This is a genomic window from Pseudomonas sp. IT-P2 (assembly GCF_949767575.1).
Lineage (GTDB): Bacteria > Pseudomonadota > Gammaproteobacteria > Pseudomonadales > Pseudomonadaceae > Aquipseudomonas > Aquipseudomonas pharyngis.
Genome location: NZ_CATKQA010000045.1, coordinates 100,919 through 119,620, shown reverse-complemented (window position 1 = coordinate 119,620; position 18,702 = coordinate 100,919). Strand labels below are relative to the sequence as shown.

The following is an 18,702-nucleotide window of genomic DNA, read 5'->3' as shown; positions in this document are numbered from 1 at the left end:
GAGGGAAAAACGCGTGCAAGAGTTAATCGAGTCGGTAGGACAACTTTCGGCTAAGCAAAGAAAGGCTCTGGCGGTTCTGCTCAAGCAGAAAGGCGTCAACCTCTTTGACATTGCCCCGGTTTTCAAGCGCACGGCCGAAGAGCCGCTGCTGCTGTCCTACGCCCAGCAGCGCCAGTGGTTTCTCTGGCAGTGGGCGCCGCACAGCGCGGCCTACAACATTCCGACGGCCCTGCGCTTGCAGGGTCCGCTGGATGAGTCGGCGCTGGAGCGCAGCCTTCAGGCGCTGATCGAACGACACGAAACCTTGCGCACGGTGTTCTCCCAGGAAACCGAACAACCGCTGCAAACGATCCTGCCGCCAGGACCGTTTGCACTGGAGACTTACCCGTTGAGCCCTGAGCTGGCGAGCGACCCGGATGCCTCGATCCAGGCGTTCGTCCAGACCCAGAGCCAGAAGACTTTCGATCTGCAGCAAGGCCCGCTGTTGCGCGCGGCCCTGTTGCAGGTCAACCCGAACGACCATGTGCTGGTGCTGACCCTGCACCACATCGTCTCTGACGGCTGGTCGCTGCAAGTGATGATCGAAGAACTGGTGCAGCTCTACGCCGGTTTCAGCCTTGGTCACGATGCCGGTCTGCCGGCCCTGCCGATTCAATACGCCGACTACGCCTTGTGGCAGCGCCAGTGGATGGAAGCCGGCGAGCAGGCGCGGCAACTGGCCTATTGGCAGGAAAAACTTGGCGGCGAACAACCGGTGCTGGAACTGCCGCTCGATCGCGCGCGCAGTGTCGATCAGAGCTTTGCCGGGGCCAGCCACAACCTGATTCTCGATGCGCAGCTGAGCCAAGGCCTGAAAGCCTTTGCGCGGCAGGAAAACGTCACGCTGTTCGTCTTGCTGCTGGCATCTTTCCAGGCGCTGTTGCACCGCTACAGCGGGCAGTCGGACATCCGTGTCGGCGTGCCGGTGGCCAACCGTGGCCGGGTGGAAATCGAGCGTCTGATCGGTTTTTTCGTCAACACGCAGGTGCTCAAGGCCGACGTTGACAGCCAGACAACTTTTGTCGATTTGCTGCGTCAGGTCAAACAGACCGCACAGGAAGCCCAGGCCCATCAGGACTTGCCCTTCGAGCAACTGGTGGAAGCCCTGGAACCGGGTCGCAGCCTGAGCCACAGCCCGCTGTTCCAGGTCATGTTCAACCATCAGGCCGAACGCCGCAGCAGTGTCGAGACGCGCCTCAATGGCCTGAGCATCGAGCCACTGGAATGGCAGAGCCAGACCGCCCAGTTCGACCTGACCCTGAACACCACCGAACAGGCCCACGGCATCGAAGCGGTGCTCAAGTACGCCACCGACCTGTTCGACGCGGCGACCATCGAGCGTCTGGCGCAGCACTGGACCGCGCTGTTGCAGGCGATCGTCGCCGACCCGTCGCGCAGCATCGGGCAGTTGCCGATGCTCGATGACGCCCGTCAGCAACAACTGTTGAGCCAATGGAACCCGACGCGGGTCGAGCACCCGGTCGAGCAGTGCATCCATCAGGTAATCGAGGCTCAGGCTGAGCGCCATCCCGATGCAGTCGCCGTGACCTTTGCCGGGCAACGCCTGACCTACGCCGAACTCAATCGCCGGGCCAACCAGTGGGCGCACCGGTTGATCGCGAACGGCGTCGGCCCGGATGTGCGGGTCGGTGTGGCGGTCGAGCGTTCGCTGGACATGATCGTCGCCATCGTCGCCGTGCTGAAGGCCGGCGGTGCCTACGTGCCGCTGGATCCGGGCTACCCGCAAGACCGCCTGAGCTACATGATCGAGGACAGTGGCATCGGTCTGCTGCTGACCCAAGGCCATTTGCAGGCACAGCTGCCGATTCCGCCGGGGCTCACCTGTCTGGACCTGAGCCAGGCACTGGAGCCGGGCAACAGCGAAAACCCGGCGTGCCTGGCCACGCCGGACAACCTGGCGTACGTCATCTACACCTCCGGTTCGACCGGCAAGCCCAAAGGCGCATTGCTGCCGCACAGCAACGTCATCCGCCTGTTCAGCGCCACCGACCACTGGTTCGGTTTCGGCCCGGACGACAGCTGGACCCTGTTCCATTCCTACGCGTTCGACTTCTCGGTCTGGGAAATTTTCGGCGCGCTGCTGTACGGCGGAAAACTGGTGGTCGTACCCCACGACGTCACCCGTTCCCCGGAAGATTTCTACACCCTGCTGTGCGATGAACACGTCACGGTGCTGAACCAGACGCCATCGGCGTTCAAGCCGCTGATGCAACTGGCCAGTGAATCCTCGCGCGACCATTCGCTGCGTTACGTGGTGTTCGGTGGCGAAGCCCTGGAAGTGCAGAACCTGCGGCCATGGTTCGAGCGTTTCGGCGACCGCGCGCCGACGCTGGTGAACATGTACGGCATCACTGAAACCACGGTGCACGTGACGTACCGTCCATTGTCGATGGCCGACCTTGAGCAAAGCCACAGCAGCCCGATCGGCGAGCCGATCGTCGACCTGTCGTGGTACCTGCTCGACAGCGCGCTGAACCTGGTGCCGCAAGGTTGCATCGGCGAGCTGTACATCGCCGGTGCCGGCCTGGCGCGGGGTTACCTGAATCAACCGGGCATGAGCGCTACGCGTTTTGTTCCCGACCCGTTCAACCCGCAGGCCGGCGAGCGCCTGTACCGCACCGGCGACCTGGCACGCCTGCGCGGCGACGGGGTGATCGAGTACATCGGTCGTATCGACCATCAAGTGAAGATCCGCGGTTTCCGTATCGAGTTGGGCGAAATCGAAACCCGGCTGCTCAAGCACCCGGCGGTGCGCGAGGCGGTGGTGCTGGCAGTCGAAGGCCCGAGCGGTCAGCAACTGGCGACCTGGATCGTGCCGAACGAGGCACTGCAAGCCGATGCCGAGGCGACGCTGCGCGATTCGATCAAGGCGCAACTGCGCGAAGCCTTGCCGGACTACATGGTGCCGGTCAGCTGGGCATTCCTCGAACGCCTGCCGTTGACCGCCAACGGCAAACTCGATCGCAAGCAACTGCCGCAGCCGCAGGTCGCTCAGGTGCAGGAAGCGTATGCCGCGCCGCGCAGTGAGCTGGAACAGCAACTGGCCGCCATCTGGCAGGACGTGCTGAAGGTCGAGCGCGTCGGCCTCAATGACAACTTCTTCGAGCTGGGCGGCGACTCGATCATTTCGATTCAGGTGGTCAGCCGCGCCCGTCAGGCGGGCATCCGTTTCACGCCCAAGGACATCTTCCAGCATCAGACGGTGCAGCGCCTGGCCACGGTCGCGCAGCAGAGCGACGCGGTGCTCGCGACCCAGGGCGATGTGCTCGGCGAGGCGGTGCTGACGCCGATCCAGCAGTACTTTTTCCACAGCGATATCCCGGCGCGTCATCACTGGAACCAGTCGATCCTGCTGACTCCGACCAAACCACTGGCGGCGGCTGCACTGGAGCAGGCGTTGCAGCACCTGCAACGACACCATGACGCCTTGCGTCTGCGTTACCGCGACCTTGAGGGTGGCTGGCAACAAATCCACGCGCCGGTTGAACAGAACCTGGAACTGCTGCGCACCGTGACCTTGCAGGAAAGCGCGGCTTTGCCGGCGCTGTGCCAGGAACTGCAACGCAGCCTCGATCTGGACAACGGTCCGCTGATCCGCGCGGTGCTGGTGGACTTGCCTGACGCCAGCCAGCGCCTGTTGCTGGTGATCCATCACCTGGTGGTCGACGGGGTGTCCTGGCGGATCGTGCTGGAAGACCTGCAAACCGTTTATCAACAGCTGACGGCGGGGCAGGTTGTGCGCCTGCCGGCCAAGACCACCGCGTTCAAGGACTGGGGCGCGCGCCTGCAAGGGCATGCGCGCAGTGCCGTGCTGGAAGCCGAGCTGGATTACTGGCGCGGGCAGTTGAGCGGCGCGGGCATCGAGCTGCCGCTGGACAACCCGCAGGGTCAGTTGAGCAACCGTTTCGAGCGCAGCGTCGATACGCGTCTGGATGCCGAGCGCACCCGGCAGTTGCTGCAACAGGCCCCGGCGGTCTACCGCACCCAGGTCAACGACCTGTTGCTGACTGCGCTGGCCAAGGTGCTGTGCGAATGGACCGGTGCCGAGAGCGCGCTGGTACAGCTCGAGGGCCATGGTCGTGAAGACCTGTTCGACGATGTCGACCTGAGCCGCACGGTGGGCTGGTTCACCAGCATGTTCCCGGTGCGTCTGACCCCCGGCGCCGGTGTCGAAACGTCGATCAAGGGCATCAAGGAACAACTGCGGGCGATCCCCAACAAGGGCATCGGCTATGGCCTGTTGCGTTATCTGGGCAGCGCCGAGACGCAGGCCGTCCTGGGCGGCGCGGCGCAGCCGAAGGTGACGTTCAACTACCTCGGCCAGTTCGACAACAACTTCGATGAAGACGCGTTGTGGGTGCCGGCTACCGAAGACAAGGGCGCCGGGCAGGACGAACGGGCGCCGATGGCCAACACGCTGACCATCGATGGCCGGGTCTATCAGGGGCAGTTGAGCCTGACCTGGACCTACAGCGGCGATGTGTTCGAACACGCGACCATCCATGCGCTGGCACGTGCCTATGAAGAGGCGCTGGCCGAATTGATCGACCATTGCCTGAATCACCCGAGCGGTGGTCTGACACCGTCCGACGTGCCGCTGGCCGGGTTGTCCCAGACCCATCTGGACAACCTGCCGATCGTTGCCCAGCGGATCGAAGACATCTATCCGCTGGCGCCGATGCAGCAGGGCATTCTGTTCCACAGTCTCTATGACGCCGATGCCAGCGCTTATGTCTATCAGATGCTGCTGGACATCGAAGGTCTGGATGTCGCGCGCTTCCAGCAAGCCTGGCAGCGGGTGGTGGATCGCCATGAAGTGCTGCGCGCCGGTTTCATCTGGGGCCGCGACGGTCTCGACACGCCGCTGCAAGTCATTCATCGCCAGCTGACCCTGGAAATGCCGGAAGTGGACATGCGCCACGAGCCGGACCTGGCCGTGGCCATGGAAGCGCGGGCACGGGCTGATCTGGAGCGTGGTTTCGATTTGCAGAACCCGCCGCTGCTGCGTCTGTGCCTGTTGCGCACGGCCGATGATCGCCATCGTCTGATCTTTACCTGCCACCACATCCTGATGGATGGCTGGAGCAACTCGCGGATGTTCGGTGAGGTGCTGCAGGATTACGCCGGTCATCCGGTGCCGGGTGCGCAGGGCCGCTACCGGGACTTCCTGGCCTGGCTGCAAGGCCAGGACAAGCAGGCCGCGCAGGCTTTCTGGCGCGGGCAACTGGCCGAGCTCAAAGAGCCGACGCGACTGGCCTCGGCATGTCCGGGCAAGGTGCAGCCGGGGGCGGGCAAGGGCGTGCATCGCCTGACCTTCGACGCCGCTTTCACCCGTCGCCTGAACAGCTTCTCCCGGCAGCAGCAAGTCACCCTCAACAGTCTGGTGCAGGCAGCATGGCTGCTGATTCTGCAGCGTTACACCGGCCAGGCCACGGTCGCGTTCGGCGCCACGGTGTCCGGGCGTCCGGTGGATTTGCCGGGCATCGAGCAGCAACTGGGGCTGTTCATCAACACCTTGCCGGTGATCGCCAGCCCGCAACCGGGCGTCAGCGTGCGCGACTGGGTGCGCAGCGTGCAGGACAAGAACCTGCTGCTGCGCGACTTCGAGCAGACGCCGCTGCAAGACATCCAGCGTCTGGCCGAGCTCAACGGCGAAGCGTTGTTCGACACCTTGCTGGTGTTTGAAAACTACCCGGTGTCGGAGACGCTGGAGGCCAATCCGGGCGGCCTGCGCTTCGGTGGTCTGGAACACCGCGAGCAGACCAACTACGGCCTGACCCTGATCGCCGGTGCCGGCGAGGTCCTGAGTCTGGACTTCAACTACCTGACCGAGCAGTTTTCCGAGCGCGGCGTAGTTGGGTTGGCCACGCACCTGGAAGTGGTGCTGCAACAGTTCCTTGAGTCGCCGCAACGCCTGTTGGGTGAGGTCGGGCTGCTGTCGGGTGCCGAGCACAACACGCTGGCGCAATGGAACGACAACCACGCCGCGTATCCGGCTGAGCGTCTGATTCATCAAAGCTTCGAGGCGCAGGTCCAGGCCCGTCCGCACGCTGTGGCCCTGAGCCACGGCGGCGTAGCCCTGAGCTATGCCGAGCTCAACCGCCGGGCCAACCAGTTGGCCCGTCATCTGGTGACGCTGGGCGTCGGCGCCGAGGTTCGGGTGGGCGTGGCGATGCCGCGCTCGGCGGAACTGGTGATTGCCTTGATGGCGGTGCTCAAGGCCGGTGGCACCTACGTGCCGCTGGATCCGGACTACCCGGCCGACCGCGTGGCGTACATGTTGGAAGACAGTCAGGCGAAAGTCCTGCTGACGCAACAATCGCTGCTGGGGCAACTGCCGCAGACCGACGCACAGGTGGTGCTGGTGGAGGCGGGCGGCGAGGCCTTTGCCGACACGGCTGCCGAGAACCTCGACGTGCGTGGCGATTCGGCGAACCTGGCCTACGTCATCTACACCTCCGGTTCCACCGGCAAACCCAAAGGCGTGGCGATTGCCCATCGTAACGTCCAGGCACTGATCCACTGGTCCGCCGACGTCTACAGCGAGGCTGACCTGCAAGGCGTGCTCGCCTCGACGTCGGTCTGCTTCGACCTGTCGGTGTGGGAGATTTTTGTCACCCTCGCGCGTGGCGGTTCGATCGTCATGGCGCGCAATGCCCTGGAGCTGCCGGACCTGCCGGAGCGCGATCAGGTGCGTCTGATCAACACCGTGCCGTCGGCGATCGCTGCCTTGCACCGTGCCGGGCATATTCCGAATGGCGTGCGGATCATCAATCTGGCTGGCGAGCCGCTCAAGCAAAGCGTGGTCGACAGCCTGTATCGCGAGACGTCGGTCGAGCACGTCTACGACCTGTACGGGCCGTCGGAAGACACCACCTATTCGACCTGGACCCGCCGCGAAGCCGGCGGCCAGGCGAATATCGGCCGGCCGCTGGTCAACACCACCGCGTACCTGCTGGACGGGCAACTGCAAGCGTCGCCGATCGGGGTGGCGGCCGAGCTGTATCTGGCCGGTGACGGCATCACCCGCGGTTACCTGTTCCGTCCGGGCCTGACCGCCGAGCGTTTCGTGCCGAACCCGGCCTCGACCAGCGGCGAGCGCATGTACCGCACCGGCGACCTGACGCGCCTGTGGGACGATGGCCGGATCGAATACGTGGGCCGCATCGACCATCAGGTCAAGGTGCGCGGTTTCCGTATCGAGCTGGGTGAAATCGAAGCGCGCCTGCTGGCCCAGGGCAGCGTGCACGAGGGCGTGGTGCTGGCGGTGGACGGTCTCAGCGGTCAACAACTGGTGGCGTATGTGGTGCCGACCCGATCCGGCCTCAGCCTTCAGGAACAGGATGAGCTGAGCGAATCGCTGCAGTCCGCCCTCAAGACGCACCTGCCGGATTACATGGTGCCTGCGCAGTGGCTGTACCTCGAGGCGCTGCCGCTGACCCCCAACGGCAAACTGGACCGCAAGGCCTTGCCGGCACCGGACGTCAATCAGTCGGGCCGGGACTATGTCGCCCCGTCAACGGAGCTTGAGCAACAGCTGGTGGTGGTCTGGCAAGACATCCTGAAGATTGACCGGGTCGGTGTGACCGATAACTTCTTCAGCCTGGGCGGTGATTCGATCATCTCCATCCAGCTGGTCAGCCGTGCGCGCCAGCAGGGCATCCGCTTTACCCCCAAGGATCTGTTCCAGCAACAGACCGTGCAGAAACTGGCGACGGTGGCGTCGGTGGAGTCCGCGCAGCAGGCCGACGGCACGCCGGAAAGCTACCCGCTGGCGCGTCTGGAACAGGCGCAGCTCGATGCGTTGCCGGTGCCGGCGGATCTGATCGAGGACGTTTATCCGCTGTCGCCGATGCAGGAGGGCATGCTGTTCCATACGCTCTCGGACAATGGCAGCAGCCTGTACGTCAACCAGGTCAGCTTGCCGATCCAGGGCCTGGATGTGGAGCGCTTCCGGGGCGCCTGGGAATTTGTGATCGATCGCCAGGCGATCCTGCGGACCAGTTTTCACTGGCAGGACGGGCTGACCAAGCCGTTGCAAGTGGTCCATCGTCAGGCCCCGCTGCAAATGCAGGTGCTCGACTGGCGCGAGCGTGAGGTCAGCGATGAATTGATCGCCGGGTTCGCCAGCGATGATCGTGCCCTCGGCTTCGACTTGTCCCAGGCCCGTCTGCAGCGGGTGACGCTGTTGCGCCTGAGCGATGACCGCTATCAGATGATCTGGACCAGCCACCACATCCTGATGGACGGCTGGAGCAGCTCGCGCCTGTTCGGCGAAGTCTTGCAGTACTACTCCAAGGGTAAGGTCAGCGGTGAGAACGGTCGTTACCGCGACTTCATCGCCTGGTTGCAGGCACAGGATCAGGACGCGCAGGAGCTGTTCTGGAAAGCGCGTCTGGCGGCCGTCAACGAGCCGACGGCGTTGAGCCAGGCGATCCATCCGCGCCATTCGGCCGATGTCTCCGGCCACGATGCGATCTACTCGAACTGGGATCAGGCGCAAACCGCACGCCTGTTGCAGTTCTGCCGCGACCTGCGCATCACCCCCAACACATTGATTCAGGGCGCCTGGCTGCTGCTGTTGCAGCGTTACACCGGGCAGCGCACGGTCACGTTCGGTGCCACGGTTTCGGGGCGTCCCGAAGGGCTGGCGAATGTCGGCAACATGCTGGGGCTGTTCATCAACACCTTGCCGATCATCCAGACGCCGCAGGCCGATCAGCGCCTGGCGGACTGGCTGGGCGAAGTGCAGGCCTACAACCTGGACATTCGTGACTATTCCCAGGCGCCGCTGGCCGATGTGCAGCGCTGGTCCAACCTCGGTGGCCAGGCGCTGTTCGACAGCATCATCGTGTTCGAGAACTTCCCGATCGATGATCGCCTGCAAGAAGAAAACGACACCGACCTGACCTTCGGCAAATCCATCGGCCACGGTGTGACCAACGTACCGATGGACCTCGCGGTGATGCTGGGTGACGAGCTGTCGATCGAGTACCTGTACCTGCGCAGCCACTTCAGCGCCGAGGCCGTGGAAGGCATTCGCCTGACGCTGGAAAACACCCTCGAAGCGATGATGCGTGCGCCTTACGAGCGACTGGGCAATCTGCAGCGCCTGTCGAACGATCAGTGGCAGGCGATCCAGGCCTGGAGCGCCGAACCGGTCTCCAGCCACGAACCGGTGCTGTTGCCGCAACTGATCAGCCGGCATGCGCAGCAGCAGCAGCCAGAGGCTATCGCCCTGCAGTGCGCCGGATTGAGTCTGAGCTATGCCGAACTCGAACAACGGGCCAATCGTCTGGCCCACTGCCTGACCGAACACGGTGCGGGCCCGGAGGTGGTGATCGGCGTGGCGCTGCCGCGCTCGCTGGAAATGGTCGTCAGCTTCCTCGCCGTGCTCAAGAGCGGTGCGGCGTACGTGCCGCTGGACATCGATTATCCGCCTGAGCGACTGGCGTACATGATCGAGGATTCGGGCATGGCCCTGTTGCTGACCCAGAGCAGCCTGCGCGCCACATTGCCAGCGCCCGAAGGACTGTTGCGCCTGGAAATCGATCACCTCGACGAGACCCGTTACCCCGATCACGCGCCAGTCTGCCGCGTGCAGGAGCAGGGGCTGGCGTATCTGGTCTATACCTCCGGTTCCACCGGTCGGCCGAAGGGCGTTGCGGTCACGCAAGGGCCGTTGAGCATGCACTGTCAGGCTATCGCCGAGCTGTATGAAATGGACGCCAGCAGCTGCGAGCTGCACTTCATGTCATTCGCTTTCGACGGTGCCCATGAGCGCTGGTTGAGTACGCTCTACAGCGGTGGCCGTCTGGTGATTCGCGACGGTTGCCTGTGGACGCCGGAGCAGACCTACGCCGCGTTGCACGAGTATGGCGTCACCATCGCCTGCTTCCCGCCGGCCTATCTCAAGCAGTTGGCGGAGTACGCGGCGGCCAGCGGCATCGCGCCACCACCGGTGCGCATTTACTGCTTCGGCGGCGATGCCGTGCCGGACCAGACCTTCGAACAGGTGAAGGCGGCCCTGCGCCCCGAGTACTTCACCAACGGTTATGGCCCGACGGAAACCGTGGTCACGCCGATGCTCTGGAAGGTACCGGTGAGCCAGCAGTGTGACGCGGCCTATGCACCGATCGGTCGTGCCGTCGGCGCACGTTCGCTGTACGTGCTGGACGAGGATCTGAACCCGCTGCCGCCCGGTTTTGCCGGTGAGCTGTACATCGGCGGTTATGGGGTTGCCCGTGGTTACCACGGCCGTGCGGATCTGACCTGCGAGCGCTTCGTACCCAATCCGTTCGCGGTCGGCGAGCGCCTGTATCGCAGCGGCGATCTGGTGCGTTTGCGTCAGGACGGCGTGGTCGATTACGTCGGGCGCATCGACCATCAGGTCAAGGTGCGCGGTTTCCGCATCGAGCTGGGTGAAGTCGAGGCCAGCCTGCGTCAACTGGAGGGAGTGACCGATGCGCTGGTGATTGCCCGGGACAATGCGTCCGGCAAGCAATTGATCGGTTATGTGGTGACGCCGACGGGCGAAGACGTGGGCGATGAACTGAAGGCCGGGCTGCGCGCCTCGCTGCCGGAGTACATGGTGCCGGCGCAGATTGTCTGCCTGAGTGCTTTCCCGGTCACGCCCAACGGCAAACTCGACCGCAAGGCGCTGCCGGAGCCGGACTTCAAGAGCGAGGAATATGTCGCCCCGCGCAACGAGCAGGAAACACTGCTGGCCGAGATCTGGGCCCAGGTGCTGCAAGTCGAGCAGGTGGGCATCACGGACAACTTCTTCGAACTGGGCGGCGATTCGATCCTCAGCCTGCAGGTCATTTCCCGGGTCAGGAACCATCCGACGTTGCAGATGGATCTGAAGCTGCGCGATCTGATGCGCTATCAGACCATCGCCGGCATCGTCGAACAGAACGTGACGAAGGAAGGCGCCGGACAGCCACTGGTGGACGTCACGCAGGTGGCGGGCGAGGGCTTGTTCAATCTGTTGCCGATCCAGGAGTGGTTCTTCGCCGAGGGCATGTCCGAAGCCCATCACTACAACCAGTCACTGCTGTTGAGTGCGCGCCAGCCACTGGATCTGGATGCGCTCGAACAGGCCCTGGGCTGGATCGAGCAACACCACGACTCGCTGCGCCTGCGCTTCACTCAGGAGAACGGGCGCTGGCTGCAACGCTACTGCACCGCCACCGAACAGGGCGATGCGGTGCTCTGGCGCCGTGAGGCCGAGAACAGCGAGCAGGTCGAAGCGCTGGCCAACCTTGCCCAGCGCAGCCTCAAACTGGACGACGGGCCGGTCTGGCGGGTGATGCATGTCGCCCTGCCGGATGGTCAGGCGCGACTGCTGGTGGTGATTCATCACCTGGTGGTCGACACCGTGTCCTGGCGGATCCTGCTCGATGACCTGAAAACCGCTTATGAAGCGTGTGTGCAGGGGCTGGCGCCGCAACTGCCGATTCGTACCAGCAGCTATCGTTCGTTTGCCGAGGCCTTGCAGGCGAAGGCCCCGGCGATTGCCGAACAGGAACTGGCGTACTGGCTGGAACAACTGGATCAACCGGGCGTCGATCTGCCGTGCGACAACTACCGTGGCAAGAACCAGGTGCGGCAGCAGGCGCAGGCGCGGCTCAAGTTGTCCCGCGAGCACACCGAACAATTACTCAAGCAGGCGCCGGCGGTCTATCGCACGCAAATCAACGACCTGCTGCTGTCGGCACTCGGTCGGGCCCTGTGCCGCTGGAGCGGCCAGCCATCGGCGCTGATTCTGCTGGAAGGGCACGGCCGCGAGGATCTGTTCGAATCCATCGACCTGAGCCGCAGCCTTGGCTGGTTCACCAGCATGTTCCCGGTGCGGTTGCGTCCGGACAGCGACGATATCGGACGTTCGATCATCGACGTACAGGCGCAGCTGGCGGCGGTGCCGCAGAAGGGCATCGGTTACGGCGTGCTGCGTCATCTGGCGGGCGCCGAGGTGTCCCGGCAGCTGGCGGATCTGCCGCAGGCGCGGGTGACGTTCAACTACCTGGGGCAGTTCGACCAGAGCTTCGACGAGCAGGCGCTGCTGGTGCCGGCGCTGGAAGAAACCGGTGACAACTACAGCCTGAAGGCGAACCTGGGCAACTGGTTGGAAATTGTCGGCCAGGTGTATGACGGCCAGTTGGCGTTGCGCTGCATCTACAGCAGCCAGCGTTACCGCGCCGGCACCATGGACGCACTGATGCAGGATTACCAGCGTGAACTTGAAGCGCTGATCGAGCATTGCATGGCGCGTGTGGGCTGATCGCTGCACGCTGGATCATTTTTGAGGGGCGTTGCCGAGGCGCGCCCCTTTTTTGCTGATACAAGGATCTTCGCGATGTCGTTACACCCTGATCTGGAAGCCTTTCTCGACCTGGCTCAAGACAGCCAGGATGCCGGTCTGCCGGCGCTGCACCAAATGACCCCGGCCCAGGCCCGGGACACCTTCGAACAGACCACTGTGCAGTTGCGCTGGACGGCGCCCGAAGACCTGGACGTGCAGGCCATCAGCGCTACCGCCCGGGACGGTGCGCCGCTGGCACTGCGTCTTTATCGCCCGCACGGTGTGTCGGCGCTAATGCCGGTGCTGGTGTATTTCCACGGTGGCGGGTTTGTGGTTGGAAGCCTCGATTCCCATGACGGCGTGTGTCGCGAGTTCTGCCGGCGCACGCCGTGCGCGGTGCTCTCCGTGGGCTATCGACTGGCGCCGGAGCACCGTTTCCCGACGGCACTGGAAGACGGTGAGGACGCTTTGTCGTGGCTGGCCGAACACGCGGCTTCGTTGGGCCTGGACTCGGGCCGGGTCGCCTTCGGCGGTGACAGCGCCGGGGCCACGCTGGCCACCGTACTCGCGGTGCAAGCGGTGGTTCAGCCGCACACCGTGGCCATCGCGCCCAAGGCTCAGTTGTTGTGCTATCCGGTCACCGACGCTTCGCGTGCCCATGATTCGCGTACCTTGTTCAGCGAAGGCTATCTGCTGGAAGACGAGACACTGGACTGGTTTTACGGGCATTACGCGCGCACCCCGGAAGATTATCAGGACTGGCGTTTCTCGCCGTTGCTGGCCGAAGATCTGCGTGGCGTCGCCCCGGCCATTGTCGTGCTGGCCGGGTTCGATCCGCTGCTCGATGAGGGCCAGGCGTATGTCGACAAGTTGCGTGAGCACGGTGTGAGCGTCGAGCTCGAGCACTGCCCGGGGTTGACCCACGATTTGCTCAGGCTGGCGTCGGTGATGCCCGATGTCCTGCAGGTACACGAAACCCTGAGCCGTGCGCTGAATCGCGCGTTGAACTGAACCCCAGACCAATTCGCAGACCAGAAAAAACCCCGCAATGCGGGGTTTTTTCATGGGCGCTGTAATCAGAAGTCGGCTTTGACCGACATCACGAAGTTGCGCGGATCGCCGTAGAAGTTACCGAAACTTTCGGTGCCCACCGTGGCGTAGTAGCGTTTGTCGAACAGGTTGTTGCCGTTGAGGGCGACGGACCAGGTGTCATCGATGCGGTAGCCGATGCGACCGTTCCAGACCGCATAACCCGACTGGGTGATGTTGTCACCGCCCAGTGGCGAGGTGCGGTAGTTGCCGCTCTGGGCGTTGACGCCGGCACCGATGGTGACGCGATCCAGAGGGCCGCTCAGGCTGTAGTCACCCCAGACGCGCAGCAGGTGGCGCGGTACGTAGGAGTTGTAGACCACGCCGTCCTGGGTGGCGTCGGCATCTTCCAGCACTTTGGTCTGGGTGTAGGTGTAGCCGGCCAGCAGTTGCAGGCGATCGATCACTTCACCGCTGACTTCCGCTTCGAAGCCCTGGGCGCGGACCTTGCCGGAGTTCAGCGAGCAGGAACTGTCTTCACAGCGCGGGTCATCCTGGGCCGCATCTTTCTGAATGGTGCGGAACAGGTTGAAGGAGCTGTTCAGGCGACCGTCGAACCACTCGCCCTTGATCCCCAGCTCGTAGCTCTGGCCGATCAGGGGTTTGAGGGTGCTGCCGTCAATGGTCTTGTAGCCGCCTTGCGGGGTGAAGATATCGGTGTAGCTGGCGTACGCGGTCAGGTTGTCGTTGAGGTCGAACAACAGCCCGGCAAACGGGGTGACCTGTCCGGTTTCGGTGGACTTGGTGCTGACCGGGGTGCCTTCACCGCGGAAGTACTGCACGGAGTCGGTGTCGGACTTGTACCAGCTGACACGGCTGCCCAGCACGAAGGTCAGCGGGTCTGCCAGTTTCAGGCGGGCAGTGGAGTAAACGCCGTATTGCTTGATGCGCATGTCCACCGGACCGCCCCGGGAGGCGTTGGCCAGGTAGTAGCTTTCGTCAGGCTGGGGCAGGTGATGGTTCGGGTTCAGCACGTTCTGGCGCTGTGGCAAGGCCGCCACGGCGTAGAAGTCATCCTTGTGGGAACGGCTGGCGTTGGCGCCGACGGTGAGTTCGTGCTGCTGGCCGAACGCGTCGAATTTGCCGTCCACGTAGGCATCGAAGCCGTAGTCGGTCTGCTCGTAGTCGTAGATGCTCCCCAGCATCAGCGTGTTGGAGCTGGTGGCGCCTACCGGCACCGCGCCGCTCGGGAACGCGTACTCCATGTCCTGGGTGTTGCGCGAGAAGACCCCGGCCACTTTCAGGGACCAGTCGTCGTTGAACTGGTGTTTCACGTCGCCGAAGTAGGTGGCGCGTTTGCTGCGCTGGTTGTTCCACGAGGTGTTCAGGCAGGTGGAGCGCTTGAGGTGCAGGTCGGAGCCATCGGCATAGCGCGGCAGACCGCCCCAGCAAGGTGTGGCGTCGACGTCTTCATAGGCCATGCCCAGGCCCAGGGTGGTGTCGGGGCTGAGGTCGAAGTCCAGCGCACCGTAGTAGATCTGGTCCTTGCGGCTGGCCACGTCATAGAAGTACTGACGGGTCTGCTGGGTGACCACGGCGCGGCCACGGATGGTGCCGGCGTCGTTCAGCGGGCCGCCGGTGTCGACCTGACCACGATAGTTGTCCCACGAGCCTGCCGAAAGCGACAGTTGGGTGTGCGGGGTGTCCTGGCCGCGCTTGCGCACGAAGTTGACGCCACCGGCCGTACCGCCTGCGCCTTTCATCATGCCGGCAGCACCGCGCAGCACTTCGACGCGGTCATAAATGGCCATGTCGCTGTTGAAGCTGTCGGCCTGTACGTAGCTGCTGCCAATGTCCAGCGGCACGCCGTCGTACTGGTACTGGCCGGTCATGCGGAAACCGCGCGAGTAGAAATACTTGCCGCCCATGGGCGAGTCGTAAACGGTGATGCCTGGAGTCTTTTCCATCACTTGTTCGATGGTGTTGAGGTTCTGGTCGTCCAGCATCTTGCGGGTCATGACCGTGACCGACTGCGGGGTTTCCTTCAGCGAGTGCACGCCCTTGCCGATGGTCACGCCACCGGTGGTGTAGGAGTTGCTGCCTTCGGTAGTGGCCGTCAGTCGTTGCCCATCGATGTTGGTCGGTGCCAGTTCCATCGCGCTGCCGGTGGCGGGTGCCAGCAGGGTCACGGTATTGCCGTCACGCTGGTGACGGATGCCGGTGCCCTTGAGCATGGCCGCGATTGCGCTGTCGTCCGCATACCGGCCGTTCAGGGCGGTGGAGCGCAGCCCTTGCAGGCTTTCCGGGCTGTAGATGATTTGCAGGCTGGTCTGCTGACCGAGCGATTGCAGGGCCTGGACCAAAGGTTGCGCCGGGATGTTCAGATTCCATTCCTGAGCCTGGACATACGGGGTGACGGCCAGCGTCATTGCCAGTCCCAGGCCGGTGGTGGCCAGACGGGAGCGGGTAGCACCGTGCATGAGCAGGGCTCGGGTCAGTGGGCGAAGCATGAAGCGGGATGCGGACATGAGGTTAAGACCTTGGCAGGTATAGTTGTTAATGGTTCTTATTCATCTCATTAAGACGAGAAAGCCGCGGTAAACCGGAAAATATTTTTCCGGTCTGGCCGCGGCTTCGTCGATCAAGCGGTTTGCAGTTCGCTTTTGACCTTTCCGGCCTCCATGCGCACTAGCTGATCGGCAACGTCGAAGTAACGGTCATCGTGGGAAATCACGATGATGGTCTTGCCCAGCCGTTTCAGGTCGGGCAGGAGTTCGGTGTAGAAAATCCGCCGGAATGTCGGGTCCTGATCGGCGGCCCACTCGTCGAACACCAGCACCGGGCGCTCTTCGAGCCAGGCGTTGACCAGTGCCAGACGCTTGCGCTGGCCGGTGGACAGATCGGTGGTGGTGAAGGCGCCATCGCGTACGCTGACTTTGTGCGCGATCTCCAGGCGTTCGAGGTAGCGGGTAGCGTCCTGCGGTACTTCGCGGTCTCCCTGAATCAGGTCGTCGAACAGGTAGTAGTCGGCAAAGATCGTGGTGAAGTTCTGTCGGTAGTCGTCACGGTTCAACGCGGTGATCGGCTGGCCGTTGACCCGGATTTCGCCTTCGGTCGGCGCATACAGGCCCAGCAGCAGTTTGATCAGGGTGGTTTTGCCGCAGCCGTTTTCACCGACGATGAACACGATGTCGCCTTGCTCGATGCGCAGGTTGACCGGTCCGAGGCGGAACGGTTCGCTGCCTGCCACTGGCGGGAAGGCATAACGCACATTGTTCAATTCCAGACGGTTGACGACACCGGGCTTGTTGCCCTGGTCTTGCAGCAGCAGGTGCGGCTCGGGCGAGGAGAATTGCTCGCTCAATTCGGCAATCCGGCGGAAGGCGATTTGTGCGCGGCTGATGATCGGCAGCGTGCTGACCAGATGTTCCAGCGGGCCCTTCATGTACAGCAGCACCAGCACGAAGCCGCTCATCACGGCCTTGTCACCGCTCGGCCAGAACGATTGCAGGGCCAGTGCCATACCGATCACCACGAAGAACAGCATCGAACCGAAGGACTTGGCAATCACGAAGGTGTTGATCGATTTGATCTGGGTGTCGCAGATCTTTTCGGCAGTCTTCTGGATACCCGACACAAACATGCGCTGGCGGCGCGGGCGATGGATGCGCAGCTCCTTGGCACCTTCGGCGATCGCGTTGTAGTGCTTTTGCAGCTCGTCTTCGGAGTCGCGCGCAGCGTAAAACCCGCGCATGCCCTTGGCCCGGGCAATCGCCTGAATGGTGGTGCCGATGGCGATTGCCACCAGCATCATCAGGAACATCGGCCAGGACAGCATCGCCAGATAACCGAGGCAACCCAGGGTCACGGTCATGGAAATGGCCAGCGGTGCAAACGCGAAGGCGAAGTCGCTGATGGTGTCCACGTCGTGGGTCAGCACCGGAATCAGGCGGTGGCTGCGATAGCGTTCGATCTGGTCGATCGGCGCCGACAGCACTTTCTCCCCCAGCTCTTTGCGCAGGCGGGCAATGATGTGTTGGCCGACGTAGTTGGTGCCGATGTCGGACAGGATCGTGGTCAGCAAGGCCAGGGCGCACAGCCCGGCGAAAATCATGACCACGGTGCGGGTCAGTCCGTCGGCCGAGTGCAAGGCGTTGTTGATGGTCGCCAGCAGCACGGTGACGCTCAGGCCGCCGATCATGCCGAGCACGATGGATACGCAGACAATCAGGCGGAAGGGCTTGAGCAGGGCGAACAATTCGTTGATCGCCCCACGCGTTGGCTTGGTCATGGAGGATTCCTGCTTCGGTGCGGAGGGAGTGCCGGTATGTAAGGAAAACGAATGGTCACGGGGTTTCTTTAAACGACCGCAGACGGGCTGCGGTCGCTGACAGTCGGGCTCAGAGGTCGCGCACTACGCGAAAGCCCAGCCAGTCGCCCTTGCTGGTCGGCCAGCTGCTGTTGCGGTTGCCGGAACGGGAAAACACCGGTGCCTCGCCCCAGTCGTTGCCGCGCATGACCTGGCGTTCGCAGTTTTCCTGCACCCACGGACGGCCGTCGTTGGGTACGCCGGAGTAATCCTTGTGATAACAGTCAGCCGTCCATTCGTAGACGTTGCCGTGGGCGTCGTACACGCCAAAGGCGTTGGCCGGGAAGGTGCCGGCCGGGGACGTGAAGTTGTAACCGTCGGCGGCGCCGTAGGTGTTGGCGTGTTTGGAAATCTGGTAGTCGCTGCCTTCGTCGAACGGGAAGGGGAACGATCCGGTGCTGCCGCCACGGGCCGCGTATTCGCGGATCGACTCGCTCGGCAAGCGATAGCTGTGGCCGGTCTTTTTCGACAGCCAGTCGATGTAGCCCTGGGCTTCGGCCACGTTCATGCAGACGGCCGGGTCGCGTTTGGTCTGTTTGAACTCGGGCTTGCCGGCGGTGCAGCGGCGACCCGGGCGATCATCGAAGTCATAGGGTTTGGCGCCGGTCTCGCGGACATATGCGTCCCACTCGCCGACCAGCACCTGAAAGCGGCTGATGGCGAACGGTCGGGTGAAGGTCACTTCGTGTCGCGGGCCTTCGTCGGGTTCACGGCCGACTTCGTCGTCCGGTGTGCCCATGGTGTAACTGCCGGTCGGCAACACCACCATTTCCGGACAGTCCTTGCAGTCCTTGAACACTTTACCGGGTGCCGGCGGGGTGGCTGCCAGGGCAGTGCCCGGCAGCAGGCCCGCGCACAGGGCGGTCAGCGCCAGTGCGGACAATGCCTTGAAGGCGGTTGAGGCGTGAGGCTTTTTCATGAGTCGTCTCTGTTTAAAGTA

5 protein-coding genes are annotated in these 18,702 nt (G+C 63.4%); 2 read left to right on the top strand and 3 right to left on the bottom strand.

Going from position 1 to position 18,702, the window contains the following annotated elements; genetic code table 11:
* The first annotated feature begins 13 nt into the window (after window positions 1–13).
* A complete protein-coding gene (locus ACM6JM_RS22290) occupies window positions 14–12,343 on the top strand; it encodes a non-ribosomal peptide synthase/polyketide synthase (protein ID WP_414882498.1) in 12,330 nt (4,109 codons plus the stop codon).
* A gap of 75 nt (window positions 12,344–12,418) precedes the next feature.
* Complete coding sequence (locus tag ACM6JM_RS22285) at window positions 12,419–13,375, top strand: alpha/beta hydrolase (RefSeq protein WP_414882497.1); 957 nt, start codon at window positions 12,419–12,421, stop codon at window positions 13,373–13,375.
* Between the two features lie 65 nt (window positions 13,376–13,440).
* Here ACM6JM_RS22285 and ACM6JM_RS22280 read toward each other — a convergent pair whose 3' ends face one another.
* The 3 genes from ACM6JM_RS22280 to ACM6JM_RS22270 form a co-directional block, all read right to left on the bottom strand.
* Complete coding sequence (locus tag ACM6JM_RS22280) at window positions 13,441–15,921, bottom strand: TonB-dependent siderophore receptor (protein ID WP_134334395.1); 2,481 nt, start codon at window positions 15,919–15,921, stop codon at window positions 13,441–13,443.
* 113 nt (window positions 15,922–16,034) lie between these two features.
* On the bottom strand, window positions 16,035–17,684 hold the full coding sequence (locus ACM6JM_RS22275) for a cyclic peptide export ABC transporter (protein ID WP_085667888.1): 1,650 nt from the start codon (window positions 17,682–17,684) through the stop codon (window positions 16,035–16,037).
* 109 nt (window positions 17,685–17,793) lie between these two features.
* Window positions 17,794–18,681, bottom strand: a complete 888-nt coding sequence (locus tag ACM6JM_RS22270) for a formylglycine-generating enzyme family protein (protein WP_414882496.1) — start codon at window positions 18,679–18,681, stop codon at window positions 17,794–17,796.
* Between the last annotated feature and the right edge of the window lie 21 nt (window positions 18,682–18,702).